Source organism: Pseudomonas sp. BF-R-30 (assembly GCF_019956175.1).
Taxonomy (GTDB): Bacteria; Pseudomonadota; Gammaproteobacteria; order Pseudomonadales; family Pseudomonadaceae; genus Aquipseudomonas; species Aquipseudomonas jessenii.
The window spans coordinates 67,363-92,437 of record NZ_JAHBDE010000015.1 but is presented as its reverse complement, the minus strand read 5'-3'; the positions used below and the strand labels follow the sequence as shown (position 1 = coordinate 92,437).

Genomic DNA, 25,075 nt, shown 5'->3' with positions numbered 1-25,075 from the left:
CGCGAAAGCGGTGTGTCAGGCAATGCAAATGTTGTCTGGCACACCGCTTTCGCGAGCAAGCCCGCTCCCACATTTTGACCGCACACAGCCATGGTTCAGCTAACCTGTCTGTCTGCTGAACACACCTGCGAAACACCGCGTCGCAGAAAATGACCGTTGAAACCACCGCCAACCTGCCCCATCTAAGACCCATACCCATTGCGCAGGTGCCCCCATGAGCGACCAGCAGGAATTCCCCGAAGACCCGAGCGAATACGCCGATCCGGAAAACGCCCAGCAGCACAAACCTGGCAAAGGCCTGGCCCTGCCGGGCCAGAACCTGCCGGACAAGGTCTACGTCATCCCGATCCATAACCGACCGTTCTTCCCGGCCCAGGTGCTGCCGGTCATCGTCAACGAAGAACCGTGGGCCGAAACCCTCGATCTGGTCAGCAAATCCGATCACCACTCCCTGGCCCTGTTCTACATGGACACGCCCCAGGAAGACCCGCGCCATTTCGACACCTCGGCCCTGCCGCTCTACGGCACGCTGGTCAAGGTGCACCACGCCAGCCGCGAAAACGGCAAGCTGCAGTTCGTCGCCCAAGGCCTGACCCGCGTACGCCTCAAGACCTGGCTCAAGCATCACCGTCCGCCGTACCTGGTGGAAGTCGAATACCCGCACCAGCCCACCGAGCCGACCGACGAGGTCAAGGCCTATGGCATGGCGCTGATCAATGCGATCAAGGAACTGCTACCGCTCAACCCGCTGTACAGCGAAGAGCTGAAGAACTACCTCAACCGCTTCAGTCCCAACGATCCGTCGCCGCTGACCGACTTCGCCGCCGCGCTCACCTCGGCCACCGGCAGCGAGTTGCAGGAAGTGCTCGACTGCGTGCCGATGCTCAAGCGCATGGAAAAAGTCCTGCCGATGCTGCGCAAGGAAGTCGAAGTCGCGCGCCTGCAAAAAGAGATTTCCGCCGAAGTTAACCGCAAGATCGGTGAACATCAGCGCGAGTTCTTCCTCAAGGAACAACTCAAGGTTATCCAGCAGGAGCTGGGGCTGACCAAGGACGACCGCAGTGCCGACCTCGAACAGTTCGAGCAGCGGCTGGTGGGCAAAGTCCTGCCGGCGCAGGTGCAGAAACGCCTCGAAGAAGAAATGAACAAGCTGTCGGTGCTCGAAACCGGCTCGCCGGAATATGCGGTGACCCGCAATTACATCGACTGGGCGACCTCGGTGCCGTGGGGCGTGTACGGCGAGGACAAACTCGACCTCAAGCACGCGCGCAAGGTGCTGGACAAACATCACGCCGGCCTCGATGACATCAAGGACCGTATCCTCGAATTTCTCGCGGTCGGCGCCTACAAAGGCGAGATCAGCGGTTCCATCGTATTGCTGGTGGGCCCGCCGGGCGTGGGCAAGACCAGCGTCGGCAAATCCATCGCCGAATCCCTGGGCCGGCCGTTCTACCGCTTCAGCCTTGGCGGCATGCGCGACGAAGCCGAGATCAAGGGCCATCGCCGCACCTACATCGGCGCGCAGCCGGGCAAACTGGTGCAGGCGTTGAAAGACGTCGAAGTGATGAACCCGGTGATCATGCTCGACGAAATCGACAAGATGGGCCAGAGCTACCAGGGCGACCCGGCCTCGGCGCTGCTGGAAACCCTCGATCCGGAGCAGAACGTCGAGTTCCTCGACCACTACCTCGATCTGCGTATGGATCTGTCGAAAGTGCTGTTCATCTGCACCGCCAATACCCTGGATTCGATCCCCGGCCCGCTGCTGGACCGGATGGAAGTGATTCGCCTGTCGGGCTACATCACCGAAGAAAAAGTCGCCATCGCCAAGCGCCACCTGTGGCCCAAGCAGCTTGAGAAAGCCGGTGTGTCCAAGGGCAGTCTGAGCATCAGCGACAGCGCGCTCAAGGCGCTGGTCGACGGTTATGCCCGTGAAGCCGGCGTGCGCCAGCTGGAAAAAAACCTCGGCAAACTGGTGCGCAAAGCGGTGATGAAACTGCTCGACGAACCAAAAGCCGTGATCAAGCTCGGGCCGAAAGACCTGGAGGCTTCACTCGGCAAGCCGGTGTTCCGCAACGAGCAGGTGCTCGCGGGGGTCGGCGTGATCACCGGGCTGGCCTGGACCAGCATGGGCGGTGCAACCCTGCCGATCGAAGCCACGCGCATCCACACCCTCAACCGTGGGTTCAAGCTCACCGGGCAATTGGGTGATGTGATGAAAGAGTCGGCGGAAATCGCCTATAGCTATGTCAGCTCGCACCTGAAGTCCTATGGCGGCGATCCGAAATTCTTCGACGAAGCCTTCGTCCATCTGCACGTGCCGGAAGGTGCGACGCCAAAAGACGGCCCGAGCGCAGGTGTGACCATGGCCAGCGCCCTGCTGTCGCTGGCACGCAATCAGCCACCGAAAAAAGGCGTGGCCATGACCGGCGAACTGACGTTGACCGGGCATGTATTGCCGATTGGCGGGGTGCGGGAAAAGGTGATCGCAGCGCGGCGGCAGAAGATTTTCGAGCTGATTCTGCCGGAGGCCAACCGCGGGAATTTCGAGGAGTTGCCGGAGTATCTGAAGGAAGGGATTACCGTGCACTTCGCCAAGCGGTTTGCGGATGTGGCGAAGCTGTTGTTCTGATATATCGCTAGCGCCTGCTCCATCGCCTTCGCGAGCAAGCCCGCTCCCACATTTGATCGCGTAATAAGCAAGTCACTCGGTCTAATGTGGGAGCGGGCTTGCTCGCGAAGGCGCCAGTACTCAAAACGCCAATTCCCGTGGCTGTCACACTTTGTCTCATCTTAAGTTATGCTCGCCGTTCGTCGTGAACGCCGGAGCCACTGACCTTATGTCCCCCATTCGCCTGTTTGTCCCCCTCGCCCTCGCCCTGCTGGCCGGATGCGCCACGCAACCTGCGCACAACGTGACAGTGGAAAAACAAAGCGAATGTCCGGTTCAGCTCAGCAACGGGCAAAACCTGATCCTGACCCTGCCGAGCAATCCGACCACGGGTTATCGCTGGGCGATCCAGGATTCGGCCGGCGGTGTGTTGCACGCCCTGGGCCCAGAGGTTTATCGAAATCCGGAAGATGCCGGCATCGTCGGCGCGGCCGGAGTCTCGACCTGGCGCTTTCAGGCTTTCGCGCCCGGCACCGGACGCTTGCGCCTGACCTCGCAACAGCCATGGGCGCCGGAAGTGCTGCCGGTGGACTCTTTCGACTGCGCGATCTCGGTCAACTGACCGTGGGCTGGCTGATTCTGGCGCTGATGGGCGCAGTGACCTTCCTTTATGGCCTGAGCGTGCATGCGTCCCTGCTGTGCCTGCTGGTCAAGCCGCTGCCGGTGCTGGCCCTGCTCGGCTGGCTGCACGACGCACCGCCAGGCGAGTATCGGCGCTGGATCAGCCTGGGGTTGATTTTCTCCCTGGTCGGCGACGTGTTGCTGGCATGGCCGGGGGATTTGTTCGTGTTCGGCCTTGGGGCGTTTCTGGTTGCGCATCTGGCCTATCTGAAAGCGTATTTGAGCGATTGCCGGCGTCTGGCCGTAATGCCGCTGATGCTGGCCCTCGGTGTCGGCGCCGTCCTGCTGGGGATTCTGATTTCCAACGGCCTCGGGCCATTGTTGGTGCCTGTGATTGTCTATGGCACGGCGATCAGCGCCATGCTCTGGCGCGCCCTGGCCCGACTCGGGACCGACGTGCCCAAACGCTCGGCGCTACTGGCGGCGGCGGGCGCAGTGGCATTCGTGTTCTCCGACAGCGTGATCGGCATCAGCCGGTTTGTGGTGCCGTTCGACGCGGCGCCGTACGTGATCATCCTCAGCTATTGGCTGGGGCAATGGGGCATCACGGCATCGGCGTTCACTCAGAAACCGCGCTGACCCCATCGCGAGCAAGCTCGCTCCCACAGGTATTGCACAGCCCTTGTGGGAGCGAGCTTGCTCGCGATAGCAATATCACTGAACACACAGACTTTGCAGGCTGCTTGGCGGTTTATCAGACAACCCGCGCATCCCCGCGCCAACTTGGCTAAAATGCCGGCCTTTTCCACCTACACCGCTGGAACCGCCGTGAGCAAAGAACCCGATCGCCTTTTCGCCCAGCCTCTGGCCCAGGTGCCTGACTTCGCCTTCAACGAGGACGTGGTGCGGGTGTTCCCGGACATGATCAAGCGCTCGGTGCCGGGTTATCCGACCATCGTCGAAAACCTCGGCGTGCTCGCCGCGCAGTTCGCCCAGCCGGGCAGCGTGCTCTACGACCTGGGCTCGTCGCTGGGTGCCGTGACCCAGGCCCTGCGCCGCCACGTGCGCACCGACGGTTGCCGCGTCATCGCTGTGGATAACTCGGCGGCGATGGTCGAACGCTGCCGCGAGTACCTCAACGGTCAGGACTCGATGTTCCAGGAGTTGCTGCCGGTGGAGGTGATCGAAGGTGACATCCTGGCGCTGGAGTTCCAGCCGGCCTCGGTGGTGGCGCTGAACTTCACCCTGCAATTCATCGCCCGGGACCAACGCACGGCATTGCTGTCGCGCATCCGTCAGTCGCTGTTGCCCGGCGGCGCCCTGATCCTCTCGGAAAAACTGCGTTTCGAAGACGAGCAGGAACACGCGTTGCTCACCGACCTGCATATCGCCTTCAAACGCGCCAACGGCTATAGCGAACTGGAAATCGCCCAGAAGCGCAGCGCCATCGAAAACGTCATGAAGCCCGACAGCCTCGAAGAACACCGCGAACGCCTGTTGGCCGCCGGGTTCTCGAAAGTCGTGCCGTGGTTCCAGTGTCTTAACTTTGCCTCGTTGATTGCCTTGCCATGATTGATCTGTCCCCCCTCGCCCGCCGTCTGGCCGGCACGCCGCTGGCCGAATGGGCCAACACCCTGCAAGCGCAACTCGACAAGAAAATGGAAAAGGGCCATGGCGACCTGGAACGCTGGCAAAGCGCGCTGGACGCCCTGCCGAAGATCCAGCCGAGTGAAGTCGATTTGCTCAATGGCTTGAAGCTCGATACCGATTGCAGCGACGAGACCCGCGCGCAAATGCGCACCGCGCTGATGGGCCTGTCGCCATGGCGCAAAGGGCCGTTCGATTTGTTCGGCGTGCACGTCGACACCGAATGGCGCTCGGACTGGAAGTGGTCACGGGTCGCCCCGCACCTGAACCTGAAGGGCAAGCGCATCCTCGATGTCGGCTGTGGCAACGGTTATTACATGTGGCGCATGCTTGGCGCCGGCGCGGACAGCGTGATCGGTGTCGACCCGAACTGGCTGTTCTTCTGCCAGTTCCAGGCGGTGCAACGCTACCTGTCCGAGCCGAACGCCTGGCACCTGCCCTTCCCGTTCGAAGACCTGCCGCCGAACCTCGAAGGGTTCGACACAGTGTTTTCCATGGGCGTGTTCTACCACCGCCGTTCGCCCATCGAACATTTGCTGGCGCTGAAGGATTGCCTGGTCAAGGGCGGTGAGCTGGTGCTGGAAACCCTGGTGGTCGAAGGCGACAAACATCAGGTGCTGGTGCCGGAGGACCGCTACGCGCAGATGCGCAACGTGTGGTTCCTGCCGTCGGTGCCGGCGCTGGAGTTGTGGTTGCGACGTGCCGGGTTCACAGACGTGAAGTGCGTGGACGTGAGCACCACCACGGTCGAGGAACAGCGCGGGACGGAGTGGATGAAGTATCAGTCGCTCAGTGACTTCCTCGATCCGGAAGATCACAGCAAGACCATTGAAGGGCTGCCGGCGCCGATGCGGGCGGTGATTGTGGCGCGCAAATAATTGTCACGATGGAGATCCCTGTAGGAGCGAGCCTGCTCGCGATGGTGTGTCAGTCGACACCACTTAGACTGACACTCCATCGCGAGCAGGCTCGCTCCTACAGGGGGGCGGTATTCAGTCTGTAGGTTTGGCGCGCCGGGCCTTGAAGAATTCGCTCAGCACCGCCCCGCATTCCTCCGCCAATACCCCACCTTCATGCAGTACCCGATGATTCAGGAAGCCCTGGGTAAAGAACTGCCCCTGGCTCTGCACGATCCCCGCCTTGGGCTCCAGCGCGCCGTACACCACCCGGGCAATCCGCGAGTGCACGATCAGGCCCGCGCACATGCTGCACGGCTCCAGCGTCACGTAAAGCGTACTGCCGGTTAGCCGGTAATTGCTGACGGCCTGGGCGGCGGCGCGGATCGCGACCATTTCGGCATGGGCGCTGGGGTCGTTGCCACTGATCGGGCAGTTGAAGCCGCGACCGATGATTTCCCCATCCTGGACCAGTACCGCACCCACCGGCACTTCGCCGAGGGCCGCGCCTTGGGCCGCCAGTGCCAGGGCCTCACGCATGAATTCGCGATCACGACTGCGGTCGATGATGGCGGCGGGACGAATCTGACGCATCACGCCACCTCGATAGCGGCCATCAGGCCGGTTTCCATGTGATCGATCACATGGCAGTGGAACATCCATACACCCGGGTTATCCGCCACCAGCGCTACCTGCGCGCGCTCGTTCTTGCCCAGCAGGTAGGTGTCGGTGAAGTACGGAATGACCTTGTGCCGGTTTGAGGCGATGACCTTGAAACTCATGCCGTGCAGGTGAATCGGGTGCTGATACTGGGTCATGTTTTTCAATTCGAAAATGTAGCTCTTGCCCTTTTCGAGCTTGGCGATCGGACGGTCGGCGCAAGTCTTGTCGGTGATGTCCCAGGCCTTGCCGTTGATCTGCCACAGGCTTGGCGGCTTACCATTATCGACGTTCACCGACACCGAACCGACCCATTCGAAATTGAAGTTGAGTTTCTCGGCATTGGCCAGGTCCGGCTCGGCCACCGGGTTGGCGGGCAGCGCGGGCGGCCACTCGGTCGGGGCGTCGGTGTTGGCCACCGAACGCAGCGTACCCAGGCGCACCGGGCCGTTGCGCAGGGACAACTCTTCACCGGCCGGCGGTGCCTTGATCGCCAGGCAGATACGCATGCCGGGGCCGAGCCAGTATTCCTTGCCGAGCGGGCGCGGTTCGATGGGGTTGCCATCCAGCGCATAGATCTGCGCTTCGACGCCGGGAATATTCAGGCGATAGGTCAAGGTGTTATCGAGGTTGAGCAAACGTACACGGGTGATCTGCCCGGCCGGCAAATCAATCACCGCTTGCGCGATGCCGTTGATGGTCGACAGACGCCCCGCCGTGCCGCCACGGGCCGCTTCCCGGGGAATACTGAAGTCGACGAAAGCGCCCTGCTCATCGATGTGCCAGTTCTTCAGGCTCAAGGTTTTTTCGTACTTGAAGCCGGTGGGCTCACGCTCCTCGACAATCAGCGGGCCGACCAGGCCGCGACCGAGTTCCTCGCTGCTGCTCACATGGGGGTGATACCAGTAGCTGCCGGCATCGGGCACGCGGAATTTGTAGTCGAAATATTCACCCGGCAACACCGGTAGCTGCGAGACGTAGGGTACGCCGTCCATTTCCAGTGGCAGGCGGATGCCATGCCAGTGAATGGTGGTCGCGACCGGCAGGTGGTTGATGAAGCGCACCCGCAGCCATTCACCCTGGCGCACCCGCAACTCGGTGCCCGGCGCCGACGGGCCGAACGCCCAGGCCTGGGTCTTGTGCCCGGCTACCAGTTCCACGTCCAACGGCGCTGCGATCAGCTCGTAGTCGTGACCCGCCTCGGCGTCGGCCATCTTGCCCAGCCAGTAGCGCGACGCGCCCCCTGCACCGACACCAACGACAACAAGACCGGCCAGGCCACCGAGGATTTGGCGACGGGTAAACGACATGAACTCAACTACCTCACGTATCAGCGACAGGCCCGGGGCCTGTAAAAGGCGAATACGATACACCTGCAACTGCGAAACGGTAAGGGTGACCTGTGGCCGCACATCAGCTGTGGGCATAACTATGTAGTGCACTTGCCTTGAAAAAACCGGCCATCCTCGACATCCCGTTTTCTCAAGGAAAGAGAGTGCATGAACCCGAACGAAACACGCCCGCTGCCCAATGCCGCCGACAAGGCCGCGCTCAAGGCGATCGCCACCACCGTCATCCAGACTTGCCCGAGCCTGCAAGACACGGCGCACGAAGTCGCCAGCGACTTACTGAAAAAATCCGGCATTACCGACCTCGATCCGGATCAGGTGTACTTCCACCGTTTCGACACAGCCGAAAGCAGTTCGAAAACGTTCACCGGTTGGGAGCATGTCAAAGCAACGCCGACGTCAACCACGACCCTGACACAGCTGGTGATCCAGCGCTTTCGCACCAGCGATCAGGACAACGCCGACCTGCTTGACGTCTATGCAGGCTTTTATACCGCCGGCCCGAACGCCGGGAGGTTCAACGAAACCAACGAAGTACGCCTGCACGGCAACGAGGTGCTGAAGGCGTTCTGGAACATCGATTTCAGCTCGTTCTATACCGACAAGCTGACCGCGTTCTGGAAGCAGTCCGGCACCGACTTCCGAACCCTGGCCAAATGCAATTTTCTGATACAAGCCGTAAAGGCCAGGGACAAACGGCAGTTGAGCGACGATGACTTCCAGTTCGTCACGAACGCCGTAATGGGTCCGATCAACTGGCCTGTCGACCTGCAGATGCTGCGGGCTCAGCACCCTTGCGCCGACATTGTTCGGGCTCTGGACGTCGACGGGTACCTGGCCACCAACATCCTGCGTTTCGTCGCACCCAAGGGGCGCCAGATCGTGTACCTGCCCGGTGAAAACGTCGCTTTCAAAGTGCTGGAAACCGCGACGGACATGCACTATTGGATGTTGCAGCAGATGAACGAAGAAGAGGCTCGCCGAGGCTTCATGACGCATTTTTCCTTGGCCGATCGTCAAGCCATCGACAAGAACATCACCGATATCATGAACCGGCTGGTCAGCACTTGGGGCAAGTACGACCATCACCTGATCAATCAAAAAAACCAGGTCATCACCGGCGACGCATTCAGCTGGTTGAGCAACTCGACCCAAAACGCAATGTTTTCCGAAGCCGAACTCTCGCTGACGTCCAATGGCGATCTGCGCAAAAAACTCTGGATCGGTTACCTCAGCGCCGGTTTAAAAGTATTCGGTCCCATGGCGGTGGTCGGTTGGCCGATTGCCCTGCCGGTGGTCGGCGCCAGTATCGCCAGCCTGGGTTTGAACATCGATCAGGCGGTCAACGGCAAAACCGCCGGGGAGCGCAAGGCCGGCGTTCTTGGCGCCGTGCTCAGCGGTATCGATTTGCTGTTCAACCTCCTGGTGCTCAAAGGTCCGGGATCGCTGGAGGAAATCGGCCCGGACATCGACGCCGCCGAAGCCAAAGAAATGGCCGATCTGGTTGAATCAACCACACCTGCCGAAACCGCCGGGTCGAAGGTCGACCCCATCGCAGGAGAATCAGAAGCTGTCACGGGCTCGACTGAGGGCAGGCCTGCGTCATCAGTGCCGGACGCCTTCAGGATTAATGATGTGCTCAGCGATGACGCCCTGGTTCGTGAACCTGGCAAGTTCCTGAGTACATATCGGCTCGCCTCGAATCCTTCGTCCGCCATCAAACTCAACGGCAACGCCTATTACGTGCGTTATGAAAACAGCCTCAACGGGCGTGGGTACTGGGCAATCATCGACCCGGCCAATCCCGACTCTTTCACGGATTCGATTCCAGTACGGTTTATGAATGATTCGGGAGAATGGGAAATCGTTCCCAAACTGGGCCTCAGAGGCGGGATGCAAGCAGCGGCCGTATCCTCCCCCGCCGTCGAGGAGTGGTCACGACGGCCAGGCGTTCACGTGCCGGGCCTTGACGACCCTGAAATGAGGACATGGGCGCTGGGTGGACCAGACGTACGCAGCCCGTTCAGACGGATCTGGTCAGTGGCAGGCATCGATGCCCACAACGTACTCATGTCCGATGCCGGCCAAGAGGTCATCACGCTCAGCGAATTCGAGATGGCCCATGAAGGACCTCGTCGCAACCTGATCAGCAACGCCAAGGCCTGGTACGAGCTTCACCCACCGACGCCGAGCCAACCGGCGCCCTCTGCACAAGCGTTCGCCACGCCAGGCGAGCTGCTTGAAACGGCCTACGCGGAAAAACCGGGCCTGGTTGTCGGCGAGAGCCGGGGCAGCATCGGCAGCAAACAGTTCCTGATCGAAAACATGCCAACGCTCGCGCAACAGGGCGTCAAGACCCTGTACTTGCAGGAGCTGCTGGCCAACGTCAATCAACTCGAACTGGACACCTTCGCGCGCACCGGTGAAATGCCCGCCGAGCTGGAAAACTACCTGAACAAACTCGACATCAAGGCCGGCAACGACCCAACAGGCCAATTCAATCTGCTGGCGCTGGTCAAAGCCGCCAATGCCCAACAGATCCGGGTTCAGGCCATCGACATGTCGACGACCCACAACATCAACAAAGAAGCGACTGACTGGGAATCCAACTACCAGATGGCCAGGAGTTTTTTTTCCAGCGAGGTCATCCGGTTCAACGAAGCATTGAAAGAACCGGGCAAATGGATTGCCTTGGTCAATCAGGAAAACATGGCGACATTCAGAGGCTATCGCGGCATTAGCGAACAGACCGATGCCCTGAGTATTCGTATCGATGACGTAGCGCCGGGGCAAGCGCAACCCATCAACTCCGATCCGGGGTTGGCCGTGGAGCATGCGGACTATCCGGATTCCCCTGTTTTTTACGTATCTGATGGCATGGACTTCGACAGCGTCCATGCACTGATCAAAGGCGACGTGCGCGTGCAGATGGAAACTCCATGGGCATACAGGACCCCGCAACAACTGCGAACGCTGTTGCCTGAACCGGGGATGTTCACCTTTCAGCGCTACCGCAGCAGCGTCCTTGTGGTTTATCGCAATGCCAACAACGGGATGGCGGACAGCGTCATCAGATCCACGCCGGGTGGAATGCTGAATCTGGATACCCCGCTTCGGCCAACCTACGAGTCCATGACAGTGGACAACCTCGAAGAACTCAAGCAAGCGTTGGTTGCAAAGGGCATGAAGCCCATGGGTTGGCCCGTCGAGCTGGCAAGTGAACTCGATTCCTCCTTGTCGCAAGCCTCTCCACACATCGAAATACCGGACAACTGGCAAGCCAATGAACTGCTCGAGGGGCGGACACCCGTGAGCGAAGCCGGAAAATTCCAGGGCATCTATCAACTCGACTCAAACCCCGCCACTGCGATCTTGCTCGATGACAGGGCCTATTACGTGCGCTACGAAGCCGATCCCAACGGAGGCGGCACCTGGGCCATCATCGATCCTGAAAATCCCAACGCGTTTTCAGGTTCACTCCCTGTGCGTCTCAATGCCGAGGGCGAATGGGAGCTGACACCCCGAGCCGGGCTCAGGGGGGGTGGAAACCGGCATCCGGGCGGGTCCCGCGTTCCGCCGTCTACATCTGCTCCGGCCTCTGCGTCTGCCTCTGTTCAAGAGCCAACACAGGCCATCCTGCGCCGCCCTGCCACGCAATACGATGCAACTAACCGATTCAGTATCAGACTACTGGCGATGGACGAGAGAGAAACCCATATCAAACTTATCCGTCAGCCAGACGGAAGCTTTCGCACAGAGACCACTTACGCACGATACGTCGCGGCCCCGCGCGCCAAGCTGTCACAAGACGCTCGTCAATTCTTTACCCGCAGTGGTTTTTTCGCTTCATTACCCCCTCGTCCGCAGCTTCCTGTCGTGACGCCATCAACCACTGCCGCAGAACTGCTTCCGAAGATATTTGAAGCCGCACCTGGCCTGGTCATCGGTGAAAGCCAGGACCGCATTGCCAGCATGCGGTTTCTCATCGAGAACATGCCGACCCTTGCCCAACAGGAAGTCAAGACGATCTATTTCCATCGCCTGCTCAACGATTTCAACCAGGTGGAACTCGATCAATTCTTCAAGACCGGGTCAATGCCCGATGATCTCCAGGCGTATTTGCAGAAGCTGAAAAGCGATCCATCCGGCAGATTCACCCCGCTTGAAGTGGTCAAGGCGGCTCAACAAAATGGTATTCGGATTCAGGCAACCGACTGCCTGGCCAGTTACCGTTTCCCCGGCCCATCCATGCCCGACATGCATGAGCAAGCCATCAAGACCTACCTCACCCACACCATCATGGAGGCCGACAAAACGCTCAACGGAGCGGGCAGATGGGTGGTGCTGACGGATCAGGAAAACATCAACACCTTTCGTGGAATGTCCGGCATCAGCGAAATGCAGGGCGGTATTGGTTTGCGCATCGAAGAAGTGCTGCCGGAAGAAAGCCTGCTGATTGAAACCGATCGAGGCATTGAGGTAGGCCGCGGCTTTGCCACCCAACCCGAATTAACCGACGGAAACTTCGACACTTTGCACGCGGACTTGAGCTTGCAGATGCCACTGCCGTTGCTTGAAAAGACACCGGAAGCGCTTAATCGACTGCTGTATCGGCAAGGCATGTTCACTTTCGAGAAATCGAACGGAAACTGGACACTGATCCATCGCAGCAGAGTCGGTCAACTGGCAAGAACACCGGTCGAGCGCACGGCTGACGGCAGCTACCTGATCAATCGCCCCGCATGGACCGACGTGAATCAGGTGCCTTATGCCAACATCGATGAGCTGTCCTGGGGTCTTAGCCGTATGGGCATGAACCTCGAAGGGCGTTTGCCGGTGTAAATCAAGCTGCTCGCGATGGCGGCGTGTCAGGCGCGGGAGATGCTGGATGTGCTGGCCTCATCGCGAGCAAGCTCGCTCCCACAGGGGATTTCGGGCGAACACAACTGAAACGCAAGAAGCCCCGGGTCTCACAACCCGGGGCTTCTTTTTGTCGCTATCGTTTTGAGCCTGCGTTCACAGGCTCATACGATCATTCCCACTCAATGGTCGCTGGCGGCTTGCTCGACACGTCGTAGGTGACGCGGGAGATGCCTTCGATTTCATTGATGATGCGGCCGCTGACGGTTTCCAGCAGTTCGTAAGGCAGATGAGCCCAACGCGCGGTCATGAAGTCGATGGTTTCCACGGCACGCAGGGCCACGACCCAGGCGTAACGACGGCCATCACCCACCACGCCAACCGATTTCACCGGCTGGAACACCACGAATGCCTGGCTGACCTTGTGATACCAGTCGGCCTTGCGCAGTTCTTCGATGAAGATGTGGTCGGCGCGACGCAGCAGGTCAGCGTATTCCTTCTTCACTTCACCGAGGATGCGCACGCCCAGGCCCGGGCCCGGGAACGGGTGACGGTAGACCATGTCGTACGGCAGGCCCAGCTCCAGACCCAGACGACGGACCTCGTCCTTGAACAGCTCGCGCAGGGGTTCAACCAGCTTGAGGTTCATTTCTTCCGGCAGGCCGCCCACGTTGTGGTGCGACTTGATCACGTGGGCCTTGCCGCTTTTCGCGCCAGCCGACTCGATCACGTCCGGATAGATGGTGCCCTGGGCCAGGTACTTGATGTTGTCCAGCTTGCAGGATTCGGCATCGAACACGTCGATGAAGGTACGGCCGATGATCTTGCGCTTCTTCTCCGGGTCGGCTTCGCCGGCCAGGTTACCGAGGAACTGCTCTTCGGCGTTGGCGCGGATCACCTTGACGCCCATGTTCTCGGCGAACATGGCCATCACTTGCTCGCCTTCGTGCAGGCGCAGCAGGCCGTTGTCGACGAACACGCAGGTCAGTTGGTCGCCGATGGCTTTGTGCAGCAGCGCGGCAACCACGGACGAGTCCACACCGCCGGACAGGCCGAGCAGGACGTTGTCGGTGCCGACCTGGGCGCGAACCTGGGCGATGGCGTCTTCAGCGATTTTCGACGGAGTCCACAGGGCTTCACACTCGCAGATGTCGAGGATGAAGCGCGACAGGATGCGACCGCCCTGCTTGGTGTGGGTCACTTCCGGGTGGAACTGCACGCCGTAGTAACGACGCTCGTCGCTGAACATGCCGGCAATCGGGCAGCTCGGAGTGCTGGCCAGGATGTGGAAGTCTTCCGGCATGCGGGTGACCTTGTCACCGTGGCTCATCCACACGTCGAGGCCGAACAGGCCGTCAGCGTCGATGTGGTCTTCGATGCCGTCCAGCAGGCGGCTCTTGCCGACTACATCAACGCGGGCATAACCGAACTCACGCAGCTCGGAACCTTCAACCTTGCCGCCCAGTTGCTCGGCCATGGTCTGCATGCCGTAGCAGATACCGAAGACCGGCACGCCCAGGTCGAAAACGGCTTGCGGGCAGCGAGGGCTGTTGGCTTCGTGAACCGACTCTGGGCCGCCGGCGAGGATGACGCCTTTAGGAGCGAATTCGCGGATCGCATCTTCGTCCATGTCGAACGGGTGCAGTTCGCAGTACACGCCGATTTCACGCACGCGGCGGGCGATCAGCTGGGTGTACTGGGAACCGAAGTCGAGGATCAGGATGCGGTGAGCGTGAATGTCGAGGGCCATGATTCAGTCTCGTCTAAAAAATTCGGAAACAGTCGTGATTCAGAAACAACTCGGGGCTGAATAAAACAGCCCCGGTTGCTTAGCTTGTTGCTTGAAGGCTCAACCTACGCGGTAGTTTGGCGCTTCCTTGGTGATCTGCACGTCGTGAACGTGGGATTCGGCCATGCCGGCGCCGGTGATCCGCACGAACTCAGGCTTGGTGCGCATCTCTTCGATGTCGGCGCTGCCGGTGTAGCCCATCGAGGAGCGCAGGCCGCCCATCAACTGGTGGATGATCGCGCTCAGGGTGCCCTTGTACGGAACACGCCCTTCGATACCTTCCGGAACCAGCTTCTCGGCGCCTGCCGAGGAGTCCTGGAAGTAACGGTCGGAGGAGCCTTGGGCCTGGGACATGGCGCCCAGCGAACCCATGCCGCGATAAGCCTTGTACGAACGGCCCTGGAACAGTTCGATCTCGCCCGGCGCTTCTTCGGTACCGGCGAACATCGAGCCCATCATCACGCAGGAAGCACCGGCCACGATGGCCTTGGACAGGTCACCGGAGAAACGGATGCCGCCGTCGGCGATCAACGGTACGCCTGTGCCTTCAAGGGCAGCGGCGACGTTGGCGATGGCGCTGATTTGCGGCACGCCGACACCGGCGACGATACGGGTGGTGCAGATCGAGCCAGGGCCGATACCGACCTTGACTGCGTCGGCGCCAGCTTCGGCCAGGGCCTTGGCGGCGGCGCCGGTGGCAATGTTGCCGCCGATGACCTGCACTTCAGGGAAGTTCTGCTTGACCCAGCGAACGCGGTCGATCACGCCCTTGGAGTGACCGTGAGCGGTGTCGACCACCACCACGTCAACGCCGGCGGCGACCAGTGCGGCAACGCGATCACCGGTGTCTTTACCGGTACCGACTGCAGCACCCACGCGCAGACGACCTTGATCGTCCTTGCTGGCCAGCGGGTAAGCCTTGGCTTTTTCGATGTCGTTGACGGTCATCATGCCCTTGAGGGCGAATTTGTCGTCGACGATCAGCACGCGTTCGATGCGGTGCTTGTGCAGCAGTTCACGCACATCGTTCTTGTCGGCGCCTTCCTTGACCGTGACCAGACGCTCTTTAGGCGTCATCACTTCACGGACAGTGGCTTCCAGACGGTTCTCGAAACGCACGTCACGGGAGGTGACAATACCGACCAGGTCGCCATTGTGCAGTACCGGAACGCCGGAGATGTTGTGCATGCGGGTCAATTCGAACAACTCGCGCACGGTGGCGTCGGCGACGATGGTGATCGGGTCTTTGACCACACCAGCTTCGTAACGCTTGACCTTGCGGACTTCGGCAGCTTGCTGCTCGATGGTCATGTTCTTGTGGATGATGCCGATACCACCTTCCTGAGCCATGGCGATTGCCAGACGGGCTTCAGTGACGGTGTCCATGGCAGCGGAAACCAGTGGAATATTCAGCTCGATGCCACGGGTAAGGCGGGTCTTGAGACTGACTTCGTTAGGAAGCACCTCGGAATAACCGGGCACTAGGAGAATGTCGTCGAATGTCAGAGCTTCTTGGCTGATACGCAGCATCGCGGGGGCTCCCGAGCGGGAAAATGGAAGCGCGCCATTATAGTCAGACACCCCTTCGGGTTCAATGTAAAACTCTGTCTATTATTGGCATTACTGACATACGGGGATTAAAAGGCGGGATTGCTGCTTTTTTGTAGGAGCGAGCCTGCTCGCGATGAGCTTGCAGGCAACGCTTGTTTTCAGACAGCACGCGTCATCGTTCACGACCATCGCGAGCAGGCTCGCTCCTACAAGGTCATCAGAGTTCGACTTTCACCCAACTGACCGGCTGATCCAGCCAATCGGCGAATTCATCGATAAAGCTCTGTTTGAACCCGGCTTCGGCCCAGTTGTTGAAGATGAAACCGAGGTTGGAGAAGCCGCACTCCTGCAGGAACAGGAAGCCGTTGATGTCGTCTTCATGCCCGCATTCGGGACAGGTGAAGTTGTCGGTACGCCCCGGCATCCAGTCTTCCAGGCTTTCGAACAGGGCTTCACCCACTTCCTTGCGGCACTCGGCGCAGCCCGCTTCGCCAAGAAAACCCTTGGCCGGCGTATAGATGCAGCGCTTGGTGATGATCTCCAGACCATTGACCGGCTCGCCGAACGGCAGCGCGTCCGGGTGCAAAACCACCTCACGGGCACCCTCGGCAATCGCATGACCCATGCGATTGCCGGTGCGGCCGCACGTGGTCAGTTCTTCCTGGATGATGTTCTTGCGCACCAGCCAGCGCACGACGGCCCGGGCCCGGGGTTCGTGTACCGGCAGGGTGGAGATTTTCGGGACGATGATGCTTTGGGAATTCATGGGGTGCAGGCCTGGAACATTGATAAAGGGTCTTGGGCACCCCCAAATTATAGAGACTGAACACCGGACCTGTGGGAGCGGGCTTGCCCGCGAAGAGGGAGTGTCAGTCAACATTGATGTGTCTGACACACCGCTTTCGCGAGCAAGCTCGCTCCCACAGGGATACGGGCTGGTCCGCGAGGGTGTTTACAGCTCGACAACAACCGCCTGCGAAGCACGGGTCGCCTTGGCGCGGGCGGCTTCGATCGATTCGTCGCGCGCCAGGGCCACGCCCATGCGGCGCTGACCGTTGACTTCAGGCTTGCCGAACAGGCGCAGCGCGGTATCCGGCTCGCTCAGGGCAGCACCCAGGTTGGCGAAGGCGGTCTGGGTCGACTGCCCTTCCACCAGGATCACCGCCGAGGCCGAAGGCCCGAACTGACGGATCAACGGGATCGGCAGACCGAGAATGGCCCGCGCGTGCAAGGCGAACTGCGACAGGTCCTGGGAAATCAGCGTGACCAGGCCGGTGTCATGCGGGCGCGGCGAGACTTCGCTGAACCACACCTGATCACCCTTGATGAACAGCTCGACACCAAACAGACCACGGCCGCCCAAGGCTTCGGTCACGGCTTTGGCGACACGTTCGGACTCAGCCAGGGCAACCGGGCTCATGGCTTGCGGCTGCCAGGATTCCTGGTAGTCGCCCTTCTCCTGACGGTGACCGACCGGCGCGCAGAAGGTGGTGCCGCCGACATGGCGCACGGTCAGCAGGGTGATTTCGTAGTCGAAATCGATGAAGCCTTCGATGATCACCCGACCTTTACCGGCACGACCACCTTCCTGGGCGTAGTCCCAGGCCTTCTGCACGTCATCGACGCTACGCAGCAGGCTCTGGCCCTTGCCCGAAGAACTCATGACCGGCTTGACCACGCACGGGAACCCCAGGTCCTCAACGGCTTTGCTGTAGTCCTCGAAGGTGTCGGCGAAGTGATACGGCGAGGTTGGCAGGTCCAGCTCTTCAGCGGCCAGGCGACGGATGCCTTCACGGTTCATGGTCAGCTGCGCAGCGCGGGCAGTCGGGATAACGGTGAAGCCTTCGGCCTCCAGCTCCACCAGGGTCGCGGTGGCGATGGCTTCGATTTCCGGCACGATGAAGTGCGGCTTTTCGGCTTCGATCACGGCACGCAGGGCAGCACCATCGAGCATGTTGATCACGTGGCTGCGGTGCGCCACCTGCATGGCCGGCGCATTCGCGTAGCGGTCCACGGCAATCACTTCAACGCCCAGGCGTTGCAGCTCGATCACCACTTCCTTGCCCAACTCGCCACAGCCACACATCAATACGCGGGTCGCGGTCGGCGACAATGGAGTTCCGATACGGGTCATCTGAAGGTCCTCAAGGAGCGGATCATCGAGGGAAGCACGCTTCCCATGGGGAGAAAGCGCGGCATTTTACATGAACTTCAGCTGACGACAGCCTGTTTGCGCAGGCGCCAGGCCATGATCAGCCACACGGCGGTGACCCCGGCGAATTTCGAGCCCAGGGCGGTGAGGATCACGCCCGGCGTCAGGGCGTCGATCATGCCGAAAAAGATAAAGGTATCGAGGGGAATGCTCAGGGCCGAACTTATCCACAGGCGATCGTGCAGCGGGCGCCGGGTGATGCTGAACACCAGCCAGTCGATGCACTCGGAAACGGCGAACGCCGTGGCGCTGGCCAAGGCGATGGACGGATCGGAGGTGACATAGGACAACACCAGCGCCACCAGCATCGCTGCGAGGGCGCCATGCCCGAATCGGGCTTGCACCATGTCGCGCAACACGAACACCAGCCCGCCCCAGGCCGACCAGATGATGTCCAGGTGCGGGGCGGTGGAAAAGGCGTAGTTGATCAGCACGACGCTGCTGATGTAGGCGATCAGGAAGAGCATGGAAGTACCTGTAATTTTGCCGCACAGGATACTGTAGGAGCGAGCCTGCTCGCGATGGTCGTTAACGATAACGCGAGACGTCTGGCTCCCCGCGGTGCTCTTGAGTCCATCGCGAGCAGATCGCTCCCACAGTCAAACGCATTCCCATGTGGGAGCGAGCTTGCTCGCGATGGTCGTTAACGATAACGCGGGACGTCTGGCTCCCCGAGGTGTTCTTGAGTCCATCGCGAGCAGGCTCGCTCCTACAGTCGAACGCATTCCCATGTGGGAGCGAGCTTGCTCGCGATGGTCGTTAACGATAACGCGGGAAGTCTGGCTCCCCGAGGTGTTCTTGAGTCCATCGCGAGCAAGCTCGCTCCCACAATCAAACGCATTCCCATGTGGGAGCGAGCTTGCTCGCGATAAAGTGCGAAGCACTTTCTGAGGGCGATTCAGTTATCGGATTTGGAAGGTAACATCCAGATCAACCCACTGGCCTTGGCCCGCTCATGACACAACCCCAACACCGTGCGTCGCTCGTCGTTGGTCATGCGGCTCCAGCGGGTAATCTCCTCCACCGTGCGTTGGCAACCGGTGCAGATGTCATCGTCGTCCAGCGCACAGATATTCACGCAGGGCGATGCAACCGGGCGTTCGCTGGCAGTCATTCTTCCTGCTCGGCCAGGTCGCGGGCATAGCGCTGCGAGTTGTGCACGTAGTGAGCAGCGCTGGCCTCCAGCATCCTGATTTGCGGCTCGGTCAATTCGCGCACCACTTTGCCGGGCGAGCCCATGACCAGCGATCCGTCCGGAATCTCCTTGCCTTCGCCGATCAGCGAATTGGCGCCGATGATGCAGTTCTTGCCGATCTTCGCACCGTTGAGAATCACCGCGTTGATGCCGATCAGGCTGTAGTCGCCGACGGTGCAGCCGTGGAGCATGGCGTTGTGGCCGATGGTCACGCCGGTACCGATGGTCAGTGGGTAGCCCATGTCGGTGTGCATCACAGTGCCGTCCTGGACGTTGCTGTTCTTGCCGATCAGGATCAATTCGTTGTCGCCGCGCAATACGGCGTTGAACCAGACGTTGGCGCCCTCTTCCAGCTTGACCTTGCCCACCAGCACGGCATTGGGTGCGACCCAGCTCTGTGGATGGGTTTCGACGCGGGCGTCGCCCAGGCGGTATTTCATTGTTGTATTCCTCAAGGCTCAGGCAGGCTTTTTTCAGCAAAACCAGGATTCAGGCCATTCGAACGATGGCTTCAGATATTGATAAAGCTTTTGGGAGGCTGATGCAGGCTGATTTTGGCGTCATACAGCAGGTTGATCAACTCGACGATCATGATCGCCGTCAGCCCCCAGATCTTGTATTCGCCATAGCGATAGCTCGGCACGTACCAGCTGCGGCCCTGATAGTCGATGCGGTGGGTATGTTCGCGAGGGTCTTTACGGAAGAATTCCAGGGGCACGCTGAACACCGCGGCGATCTCGGCGTCGTTGGCCCGGTATTCGACAAAATCCGGGATCACCCCGACATAGGGCGTGACCTTGATGCCATGCAGGCTGATCAGCGGGCTGAGCGGTCCGATCACCTCGACCAGCCCCGGCGGCAGGCCGATCTCTTCTTCGGCTTCACGCAGGGCGGTGAAAATCAGGTCGGGGTCTTCGGGGTCACGGCGCCCGCCGGGGAAGGCAACTTCGCCGCCATGGGTCGACAGGCCGCTGGCACGCAGGGTCAACACCAGCTCGGGCTCGTCACTGCGGGTGATGGGCACCAGCACCGCGGCCTCGGGAAAACGACGATCGGTCTCCAGTGTGCGTGGAGTGTGGTTACTAACCCGATGCAGTAGCTCGTCCAGCATGAGTGTTCTCGATTTGTGCCTTACCCGGCATCATGCACCAATCGCTGCGGTCGCCCAACCCCCGCAACCGCCCCATGTCGCGAAACGACAACTTGCCGACCGGCACTGCCGCACGCCAAGATAGGCGCAGCATTCAGGAACCCCAGCATGAAATTTTGCAGCCAGTGCGGTAACCCGGTAACCCAACGCATTCCCGAAGGCGATTCGCGCCTGCGCTTTGTCTGCGACAGTTGTCACGCCATTCACTACCAGAACCCCAACATCGTCGCCGGCTGCGTGGCGACCTGGGGCACCCAGGTATTGCTGTGCCGGCGGGCCATCGAGCCGCGACGCGGTTACTGGACCCTGCCCGCCGGTTTCATGGAGAACGGCGAGACCATCGAACAGGCCGCCATTCGCGAGACGGCCGAGGAAGCCTGCGCCCGGGTGCGCAACCTGAACATCTATACCCTGATCGACGTGCCGCACATCAGCCAGGTGCATGTGTTCTTCCGTGCCGAACTGGTGGACCTGGACTTTTGCGCCGGCCCCGAGAGCCTGGAAGTGCAACTATTCGACGAAGCGGACATTCCATGGGATGAGCTGGCTTTCCGCACGGTGGGCCGTACCTTAGAATGCTTCTTCGCTGACCGGCGGACCGAAATCTATCCCGTTCGGTCTGAATCGATCCCGCCGCTTGCTCAGCCTGCCATTATCTGATGTCATCTCGGCATCACCGGGAGGCGCCGAAAGATTGTCCGAATGCGGCCCGAGCCAGCGGCAGCTCCTGCAAAAACTTCTATACATAAATAGTCGCGACACCTCCTGGGGAATCGTTTCAATGCGCTGGTTGCTTGCCCTGTTCTGTTTGTCGTTTGTCACGGTGTCCCAGGCTTCTGCCGTGGAAACCCTGGACGGCAAGGTCATCGAGAAAATCCTGATTCTCAAGTCTTCCCATCAATTGCAATTGATCAATGACGGCAAGCCGCTCAAAACCTATCGCATTTCCCTGGGCAAGCGTCCCAAGGGGCCGAAGCTGATGGAAGGCGACAAGCGCACCCCGGAAGGCTTCTACTGGGTCGACTGGCGCAAGATCAGCGACCGTTTCAACCTGGCGATGCACATTTCCTACCCGAACATCAGCGACTCTGCCCGCGCCCGTCGTGAAGGCGTCGAGCCCGGCGGCATGATCATGATCCACGGCACCCCGGACAGCGAAGACACCCCGGAAGACCTGTTCCACACCCTGGACTGGACCGACGGCTGCATCGCCATGCGCAACATGGACATGCGCGAAGTCTGGAACCTGGTGCCGGACGGCACGATGATCGAGATCCGCCCGTAAATCCCCCGACCTTTGGTCGCCTCGCAAAAAAAATCAAAAAAATTCCAGCCTTCGGCAGCTCCTGCAGGGTGAATACCATTTCCCCCTGTAGAAGCTGCCGAAGGCTGCGATCTTTGCTTCAAATCCTCCCGCCGCTAATACCACTTCAATCCAGCCTCTTTCCACTGCGCCCAATAAGGCCTGTTTACCGCACCTGCAGCCTGAGAGCTGCATTGACATGGTATTCAAGTGGTATTAGTTTTTTGTCCTAGAGCGAACAAGTAACTTTCCTACAGACGCGTCGGACAATAATTAAATGAACGACCTTTCAGCCCTGCGCCCCGACGACACCCAACCCACGCCGTTGTACCTGCAACTGGCACGCAATCTGGAAGCGGCGATCCATGCCGGCCAATGGAAAGCCGAACAGGCCATGCCGTCGGAGCGCAATCTGAGCGAGGCGCTGGGCATCTCCCGCGTCACTGCACGCAAGGCTCTGGAAGTGTTGTTCGAACAAGGCCTGATCCGCCGCAACCAGGGCTCCGGCACCTTCATCACGCCGCGTCTCGAACAACCGTTGTCGCGCCTTTCCGGTTTCAGTGAAATGCTCCGCCTCAAGGGTTTCGTGCCCGGATCGCAATGGCTGGAGCGGGAAATCACCCTGCCGACCCACGAAGAACTGATCCGCCTCGGCCTGTCGCCCAACGACAAAGTCGCGCGCCTCAAACGCCTGCGCAAGGCCGACGACACGGTGATGGCCATCGAGATGAGCACCCTGCCCGCCTCGATCATTCCCAAGCCGCAGGCGGTGGGCGACTCCCTCTACGAATTCCTCGACGGCATCGGCAAACCGGTTGTCCGCGCCCTGCAGCACATTCAGGCGATCAACGCCTCGGACGAATTCGCAGCCCTGGTGGGCATTGCCCCCGGCACCGCCATGCTGCTGATGACCCGGGTCGGCTACCTGGAAGACAACACGCCCATCGAAGTCACCGACACCTATTGCCGTAACGACTACTACGACTTTGTCGCAGAGCTTCGCCGCTAGAACGCTGCACCGCGAAACCGTCCACCCAGAGAACCGATCATGTCCGAAGACAACATCCTCACCGCCCACGGCTGGGTTCGCGGCCGACTGGTCCATGAGCACGGCAAAGTCGTGTCGATCGAAGGCCAGCCCTGCGATCCGGCGGACAACGATTTGCCGTACCTGCTGCCGGGCTTCATCGACCTGCACGTTCACGGCGGCGGCGGCAAAGACATCATGGAAGGCGCGCCGGCCTTCGAAACTATCACCCGTACTCACGTGCGCTTCGGCACCACATCGCTGCTGGCCACCACCATGACGGCACCGAGCGAAGAGATATCCAGCGTGCTCCAGGCCGTCGGCGAATTCTGTGAGCAGCGCCCCCAAGGCTGCGCCCGGGTGCTTGGCGTGCACCTCGAAGGCCCCTACATCAACCCTGGCAAACTCGGCGCGCAACCCAACTTCGCCCACACCGCGCTGATGGCCGAAGTCGAAGCGTACCTGGCGCTCGCGCCGATCCGGGTGATCACCATTGCCCCGGAAATCGCCGGTCACGATGCCTTGATCCGCGACCTCAGCAGCCGCGGCATTCGCATGCAGATCGGCCACACCCTGGGCAGTTATGAGGAAGGTGTGGCCGCGCTGGAGGCCGGCGCCAGCAGTTTCACCCATCTCTACAACGCCATGAGCCCACTGCATCACCGGGAGCCCGGGATCGTCGGCGCTGCCCTGGCCCACGCCAAATACGCCGAACTGATCCCGGATTTGCTGCACGTGCACCCCGGCGCCATCCGCGTGGCCCTGCGTTCGATTCCTTGCCTGTATTGCGTCACCGACTCGACCGCCGCCGCCGGCATGCCCGATGGCGAGTACAAACTCGGCAGCCACACCGTGACCAAATGCCTCGGTGGCGTGCGCCTGCCCGACGGCACGCTGGCCGGCAGCACCCTGACCATGGATCAGGCTCTGCGCAACCTGGTGAAAATCGGCCTGCCCATCGCCGAAGCCTCGCAGCGCCTGTCGCAATTCCCCGCCGACTACCTCGGCATCACCGAACGCGGGCGCCTGCAACCGGGGGCCTGGGCCGACTGCGTGCGGCTGGATCGCTCACTGAAACTGACCGCCGTCATGGTCGAAGGAGAAGACATTGACTTCAAAAATGCTTGAAGAGGCGCTGTCCTCGTTCGAGGCCGTGCAAGCCCAATTACAGCAACTCGACCCGCAGATGATCGAGATCGCCGGGCGCCTGCGTCGTCAGCCGCCGCAAGTGGCCATGACCGTGGCGCGCGGCAGCTCCGACCATGCCGCCAGTTACTTCGCCTACCTGACCATGCAACTGCTGGGCATCCCGGTGGCGTCGCTGCCGATGTCGGTGGTGACCATGCAACAGGCACCGTTGAAGGTCAGCGGCCAGGTGGCATTCGCCTTTTCGCAATCAGGGCAAAGCCCGGACCTGGTCAACAGCCTGCGCCTGTTGCGCAAGCGCGGCGCCTTGAGCATTTCGCTGGTCAATGCCGAAGACTCGCCGCTGGAAGCCGCCTGCGAATTCAGCCTGCCGCTGTGTGCCGGCACCGAAAGCAGCGTCGCGGCGACCAAGAGCTTTATCGCCACCCTCAGCGCCAGCGCCCGGCTGATTGGCCACTGGAAAGAAGACACCGAACTGCTCGACGCCTGCCGCGCCTTGCCCGATGGCCTGCGCGACGCCGCGCAACAGGACTGGAGCCGGGCCATCGACGCCTTGCGCGATTGTCAGCGGCTGATGGTGATCGGCCGTGGCGCCGGTTTCGCCATCGCCCAGGAAGCGGCGCTCAAGTTCAAGGAGACCTCGGCGATCCAGGCCGAAGCCTTCAGCAGCGCCGAAGTCCGTCACGGTCCGATGGCCTTGATTGGCGACAACTACCCGCTGCTGGTGTTTGCCCCACGGGGCGCCGAACAGGCCGGTTTGCTGAGCCTGGCCGCCGACATGCGCCAACGCGGCGCCCTTGTGCTGCTGGCCGCGCCGGATGACGTGCTTGAACGCGACCTGACGCTGACCCGCGCCGAACACCCGGCCCTCGACCCGATTCTCGCGATCCAGAGTTTCTACGTGATGGCCGCCGGCCTGGCCGTGGCCCGCGGCATGGACCCGGACCAGCCACGGCACCTGAGCAAAGTCACGCGTACGCACTAACCACCCTTGTAGGAGCGAGCTTGCTCGCGATGGTCGTCAACGAAAACGCGTGTTTGCTGGATAAACGCGGTGT

The 25,075-nt window shown here is 60.8% G+C and carries 21 protein-coding genes; 11 read left to right on the top strand and 10 right to left on the bottom strand.

Annotation, left to right across the window (positions count from 1 at the left end):
- The first annotated feature begins 214 nt into the window (after positions 1 to 214).
- The 5 genes from lon (at position 215) to cmoB (ending at position 5,757) form a co-directional block, all read left to right on the top strand.
- On the top strand, positions 215 to 2,632 hold the full coding sequence (gene lon / locus KGB20_RS10580) for an endopeptidase La (protein ID WP_150813644.1): 2,418 nt from the start codon (positions 215 to 217) through the stop codon (positions 2,630 to 2,632).
- Between the two features lie 208 nt (positions 2,633 to 2,840).
- A complete protein-coding gene (locus KGB20_RS10575) occupies positions 2,841 to 3,233 on the top strand; it encodes a protease inhibitor I42 family protein (RefSeq protein WP_150813643.1) in 393 nt (130 codons plus the stop codon).
- Between the two features lie 2 nt (positions 3,234 to 3,235).
- On the top strand, positions 3,236 to 3,871 hold the full coding sequence (locus KGB20_RS10570; RefSeq protein WP_154947064.1) for a lysoplasmalogenase: 636 nt from the start codon (positions 3,236 to 3,238) through the stop codon (positions 3,869 to 3,871).
- Between the two features lie 189 nt (positions 3,872 to 4,060).
- On the top strand, positions 4,061 to 4,804 hold the full coding sequence (gene cmoA / locus KGB20_RS10565) for a carboxy-S-adenosyl-L-methionine synthase CmoA (RefSeq protein ID WP_057716260.1): 744 nt from the start codon (positions 4,061 to 4,063) through the stop codon (positions 4,802 to 4,804).
- Positions 4,801 to 5,757 carry a tRNA 5-methoxyuridine(34)/uridine 5-oxyacetic acid(34) synthase CmoB gene (gene cmoB, locus KGB20_RS10560; protein WP_154947054.1) on the top strand — a complete coding sequence of 319 codons (957 nt, stop codon included), beginning with the start codon at positions 4,801 to 4,803 and terminating at the stop codon, positions 5,755 to 5,757. The genes cmoA and cmoB overlap by 4 nt, the downstream gene beginning before the upstream one ends.
- Before the next feature lie 114 nt (positions 5,758 to 5,871).
- Here cmoB and tadA read toward each other — a convergent pair whose 3' ends face one another.
- A complete protein-coding gene (tadA, locus tag KGB20_RS10555) occupies positions 5,872 to 6,369 on the bottom strand; it encodes a tRNA adenosine(34) deaminase TadA (RefSeq protein ID WP_154947053.1) in 498 nt (165 codons plus the stop codon).
- Positions 6,369 to 7,745: a multicopper oxidase family protein gene (locus KGB20_RS10550; RefSeq protein WP_090453270.1), complete on the bottom strand. Its 1,377-nt coding sequence runs from the start codon at positions 7,743 to 7,745 to the stop codon at positions 6,369 to 6,371. The genes tadA and KGB20_RS10550 overlap by 1 nt, the downstream gene beginning before the upstream one ends.
- 189 nt (positions 7,746 to 7,934) lie before the next feature.
- On the opposite strand from KGB20_RS10550, the gene KGB20_RS10545 reads away from it, so the two are divergent.
- Positions 7,935 to 12,626: a membrane-targeted effector domain-containing toxin gene (locus tag KGB20_RS10545; RefSeq protein WP_154947052.1), complete on the top strand. Its 4,692-nt coding sequence runs from the start codon at positions 7,935 to 7,937 to the stop codon at positions 12,624 to 12,626.
- A 190-nt stretch (positions 12,627 to 12,816) separates the two neighbouring features.
- Here the strand turns inward: KGB20_RS10545 and guaA are convergent, their stop codons facing one another.
- The 8 genes from guaA to KGB20_RS10505 all read right to left on the bottom strand — a co-directional run bounded on the left by guaA (position 12,817) and on the right by KGB20_RS10505 (position 20,502).
- Complete coding sequence (gene guaA / locus KGB20_RS10540) at positions 12,817 to 14,394, bottom strand: glutamine-hydrolyzing GMP synthase (protein ID WP_008053207.1); 1,578 nt, start codon at positions 14,392 to 14,394, stop codon at positions 12,817 to 12,819.
- 99 nt (positions 14,395 to 14,493) lie between these two features.
- The gene (gene guaB / locus KGB20_RS10535) at positions 14,494 to 15,963 is read right to left on the bottom strand and encodes an IMP dehydrogenase (protein WP_008053208.1); all 1,470 of its coding nucleotides are present in this window, start codon (positions 15,961 to 15,963) and stop codon (positions 14,494 to 14,496) included.
- A 238-nt stretch (positions 15,964 to 16,201) separates the two neighbouring features.
- Complete coding sequence (locus tag KGB20_RS10530) at positions 16,202 to 16,750, bottom strand: sugar ABC transporter ATPase (RefSeq protein ID WP_154861742.1); 549 nt, start codon at positions 16,748 to 16,750, stop codon at positions 16,202 to 16,204.
- 186 nt (positions 16,751 to 16,936) lie between these two features.
- A complete protein-coding gene (gene purT, locus KGB20_RS10525) occupies positions 16,937 to 18,118 on the bottom strand; it encodes a formate-dependent phosphoribosylglycinamide formyltransferase (protein WP_046040988.1) in 1,182 nt (393 codons plus the stop codon).
- Positions 18,119 to 18,195: 77 nt separating this feature from the next.
- Positions 18,196 to 18,663, bottom strand: a complete 468-nt coding sequence (locus KGB20_RS10520; protein ID WP_057716267.1) for a VUT family protein — start codon at positions 18,661 to 18,663, stop codon at positions 18,196 to 18,198.
- Positions 18,664 to 19,094: 431 nt separating this feature from the next.
- Complete coding sequence (locus KGB20_RS10515) at positions 19,095 to 19,310, bottom strand: DUF1289 domain-containing protein (RefSeq protein ID WP_090453267.1); 216 nt, start codon at positions 19,308 to 19,310, stop codon at positions 19,095 to 19,097.
- Complete coding sequence (locus KGB20_RS10510) at positions 19,307 to 19,831, bottom strand: gamma carbonic anhydrase family protein (RefSeq protein WP_057716270.1); 525 nt, start codon at positions 19,829 to 19,831, stop codon at positions 19,307 to 19,309. Before KGB20_RS10510 ends, KGB20_RS10515 begins: the two co-directional genes overlap by 4 nt.
- A 71-nt stretch (positions 19,832 to 19,902) precedes the next feature.
- Positions 19,903 to 20,502 carry a CoA pyrophosphatase gene (locus KGB20_RS10505; RefSeq protein ID WP_150813638.1) on the bottom strand — a complete coding sequence of 200 codons (600 nt, stop codon included), beginning with the start codon at positions 20,500 to 20,502 and terminating at the stop codon, positions 19,903 to 19,905.
- A gap of 147 nt (positions 20,503 to 20,649) precedes the next feature.
- On the opposite strand from KGB20_RS10505, the gene KGB20_RS10500 reads away from it, so the two are divergent.
- The 5 genes from KGB20_RS10500 to KGB20_RS10480 all read left to right on the top strand — a co-directional run bounded on the left by KGB20_RS10500 (position 20,650) and on the right by KGB20_RS10480 (position 25,002).
- Positions 20,650 to 21,201, top strand: coding sequence for an NUDIX hydrolase (locus tag KGB20_RS10500; RefSeq protein ID WP_057716272.1), 552 nt, complete (start codon positions 20,650 to 20,652; stop codon positions 21,199 to 21,201).
- A 121-nt stretch (positions 21,202 to 21,322) separates the two neighbouring features.
- Complete coding sequence (locus KGB20_RS10495) at positions 21,323 to 21,826, top strand: murein L,D-transpeptidase family protein (RefSeq protein WP_007982819.1); 504 nt, start codon at positions 21,323 to 21,325, stop codon at positions 21,824 to 21,826.
- Between the two features lie 295 nt (positions 21,827 to 22,121).
- A complete protein-coding gene (locus KGB20_RS10490; RefSeq protein ID WP_150813637.1) occupies positions 22,122 to 22,853 on the top strand; it encodes a GntR family transcriptional regulator in 732 nt (243 codons plus the stop codon).
- A 39-nt stretch (positions 22,854 to 22,892) separates the two neighbouring features.
- Positions 22,893 to 23,999, top strand: a complete 1,107-nt coding sequence (gene nagA / locus KGB20_RS10485) for an N-acetylglucosamine-6-phosphate deacetylase (RefSeq protein WP_056721211.1) — start codon at positions 22,893 to 22,895, stop codon at positions 23,997 to 23,999.
- Positions 23,980 to 25,002, top strand: a complete 1,023-nt coding sequence (locus KGB20_RS10480) for an SIS domain-containing protein (RefSeq protein WP_150813636.1) — start codon at positions 23,980 to 23,982, stop codon at positions 25,000 to 25,002. Before nagA ends, KGB20_RS10480 begins: the two co-directional genes overlap by 20 nt.
- Positions 25,003 to 25,075: the final 73 nt, after the last annotated feature.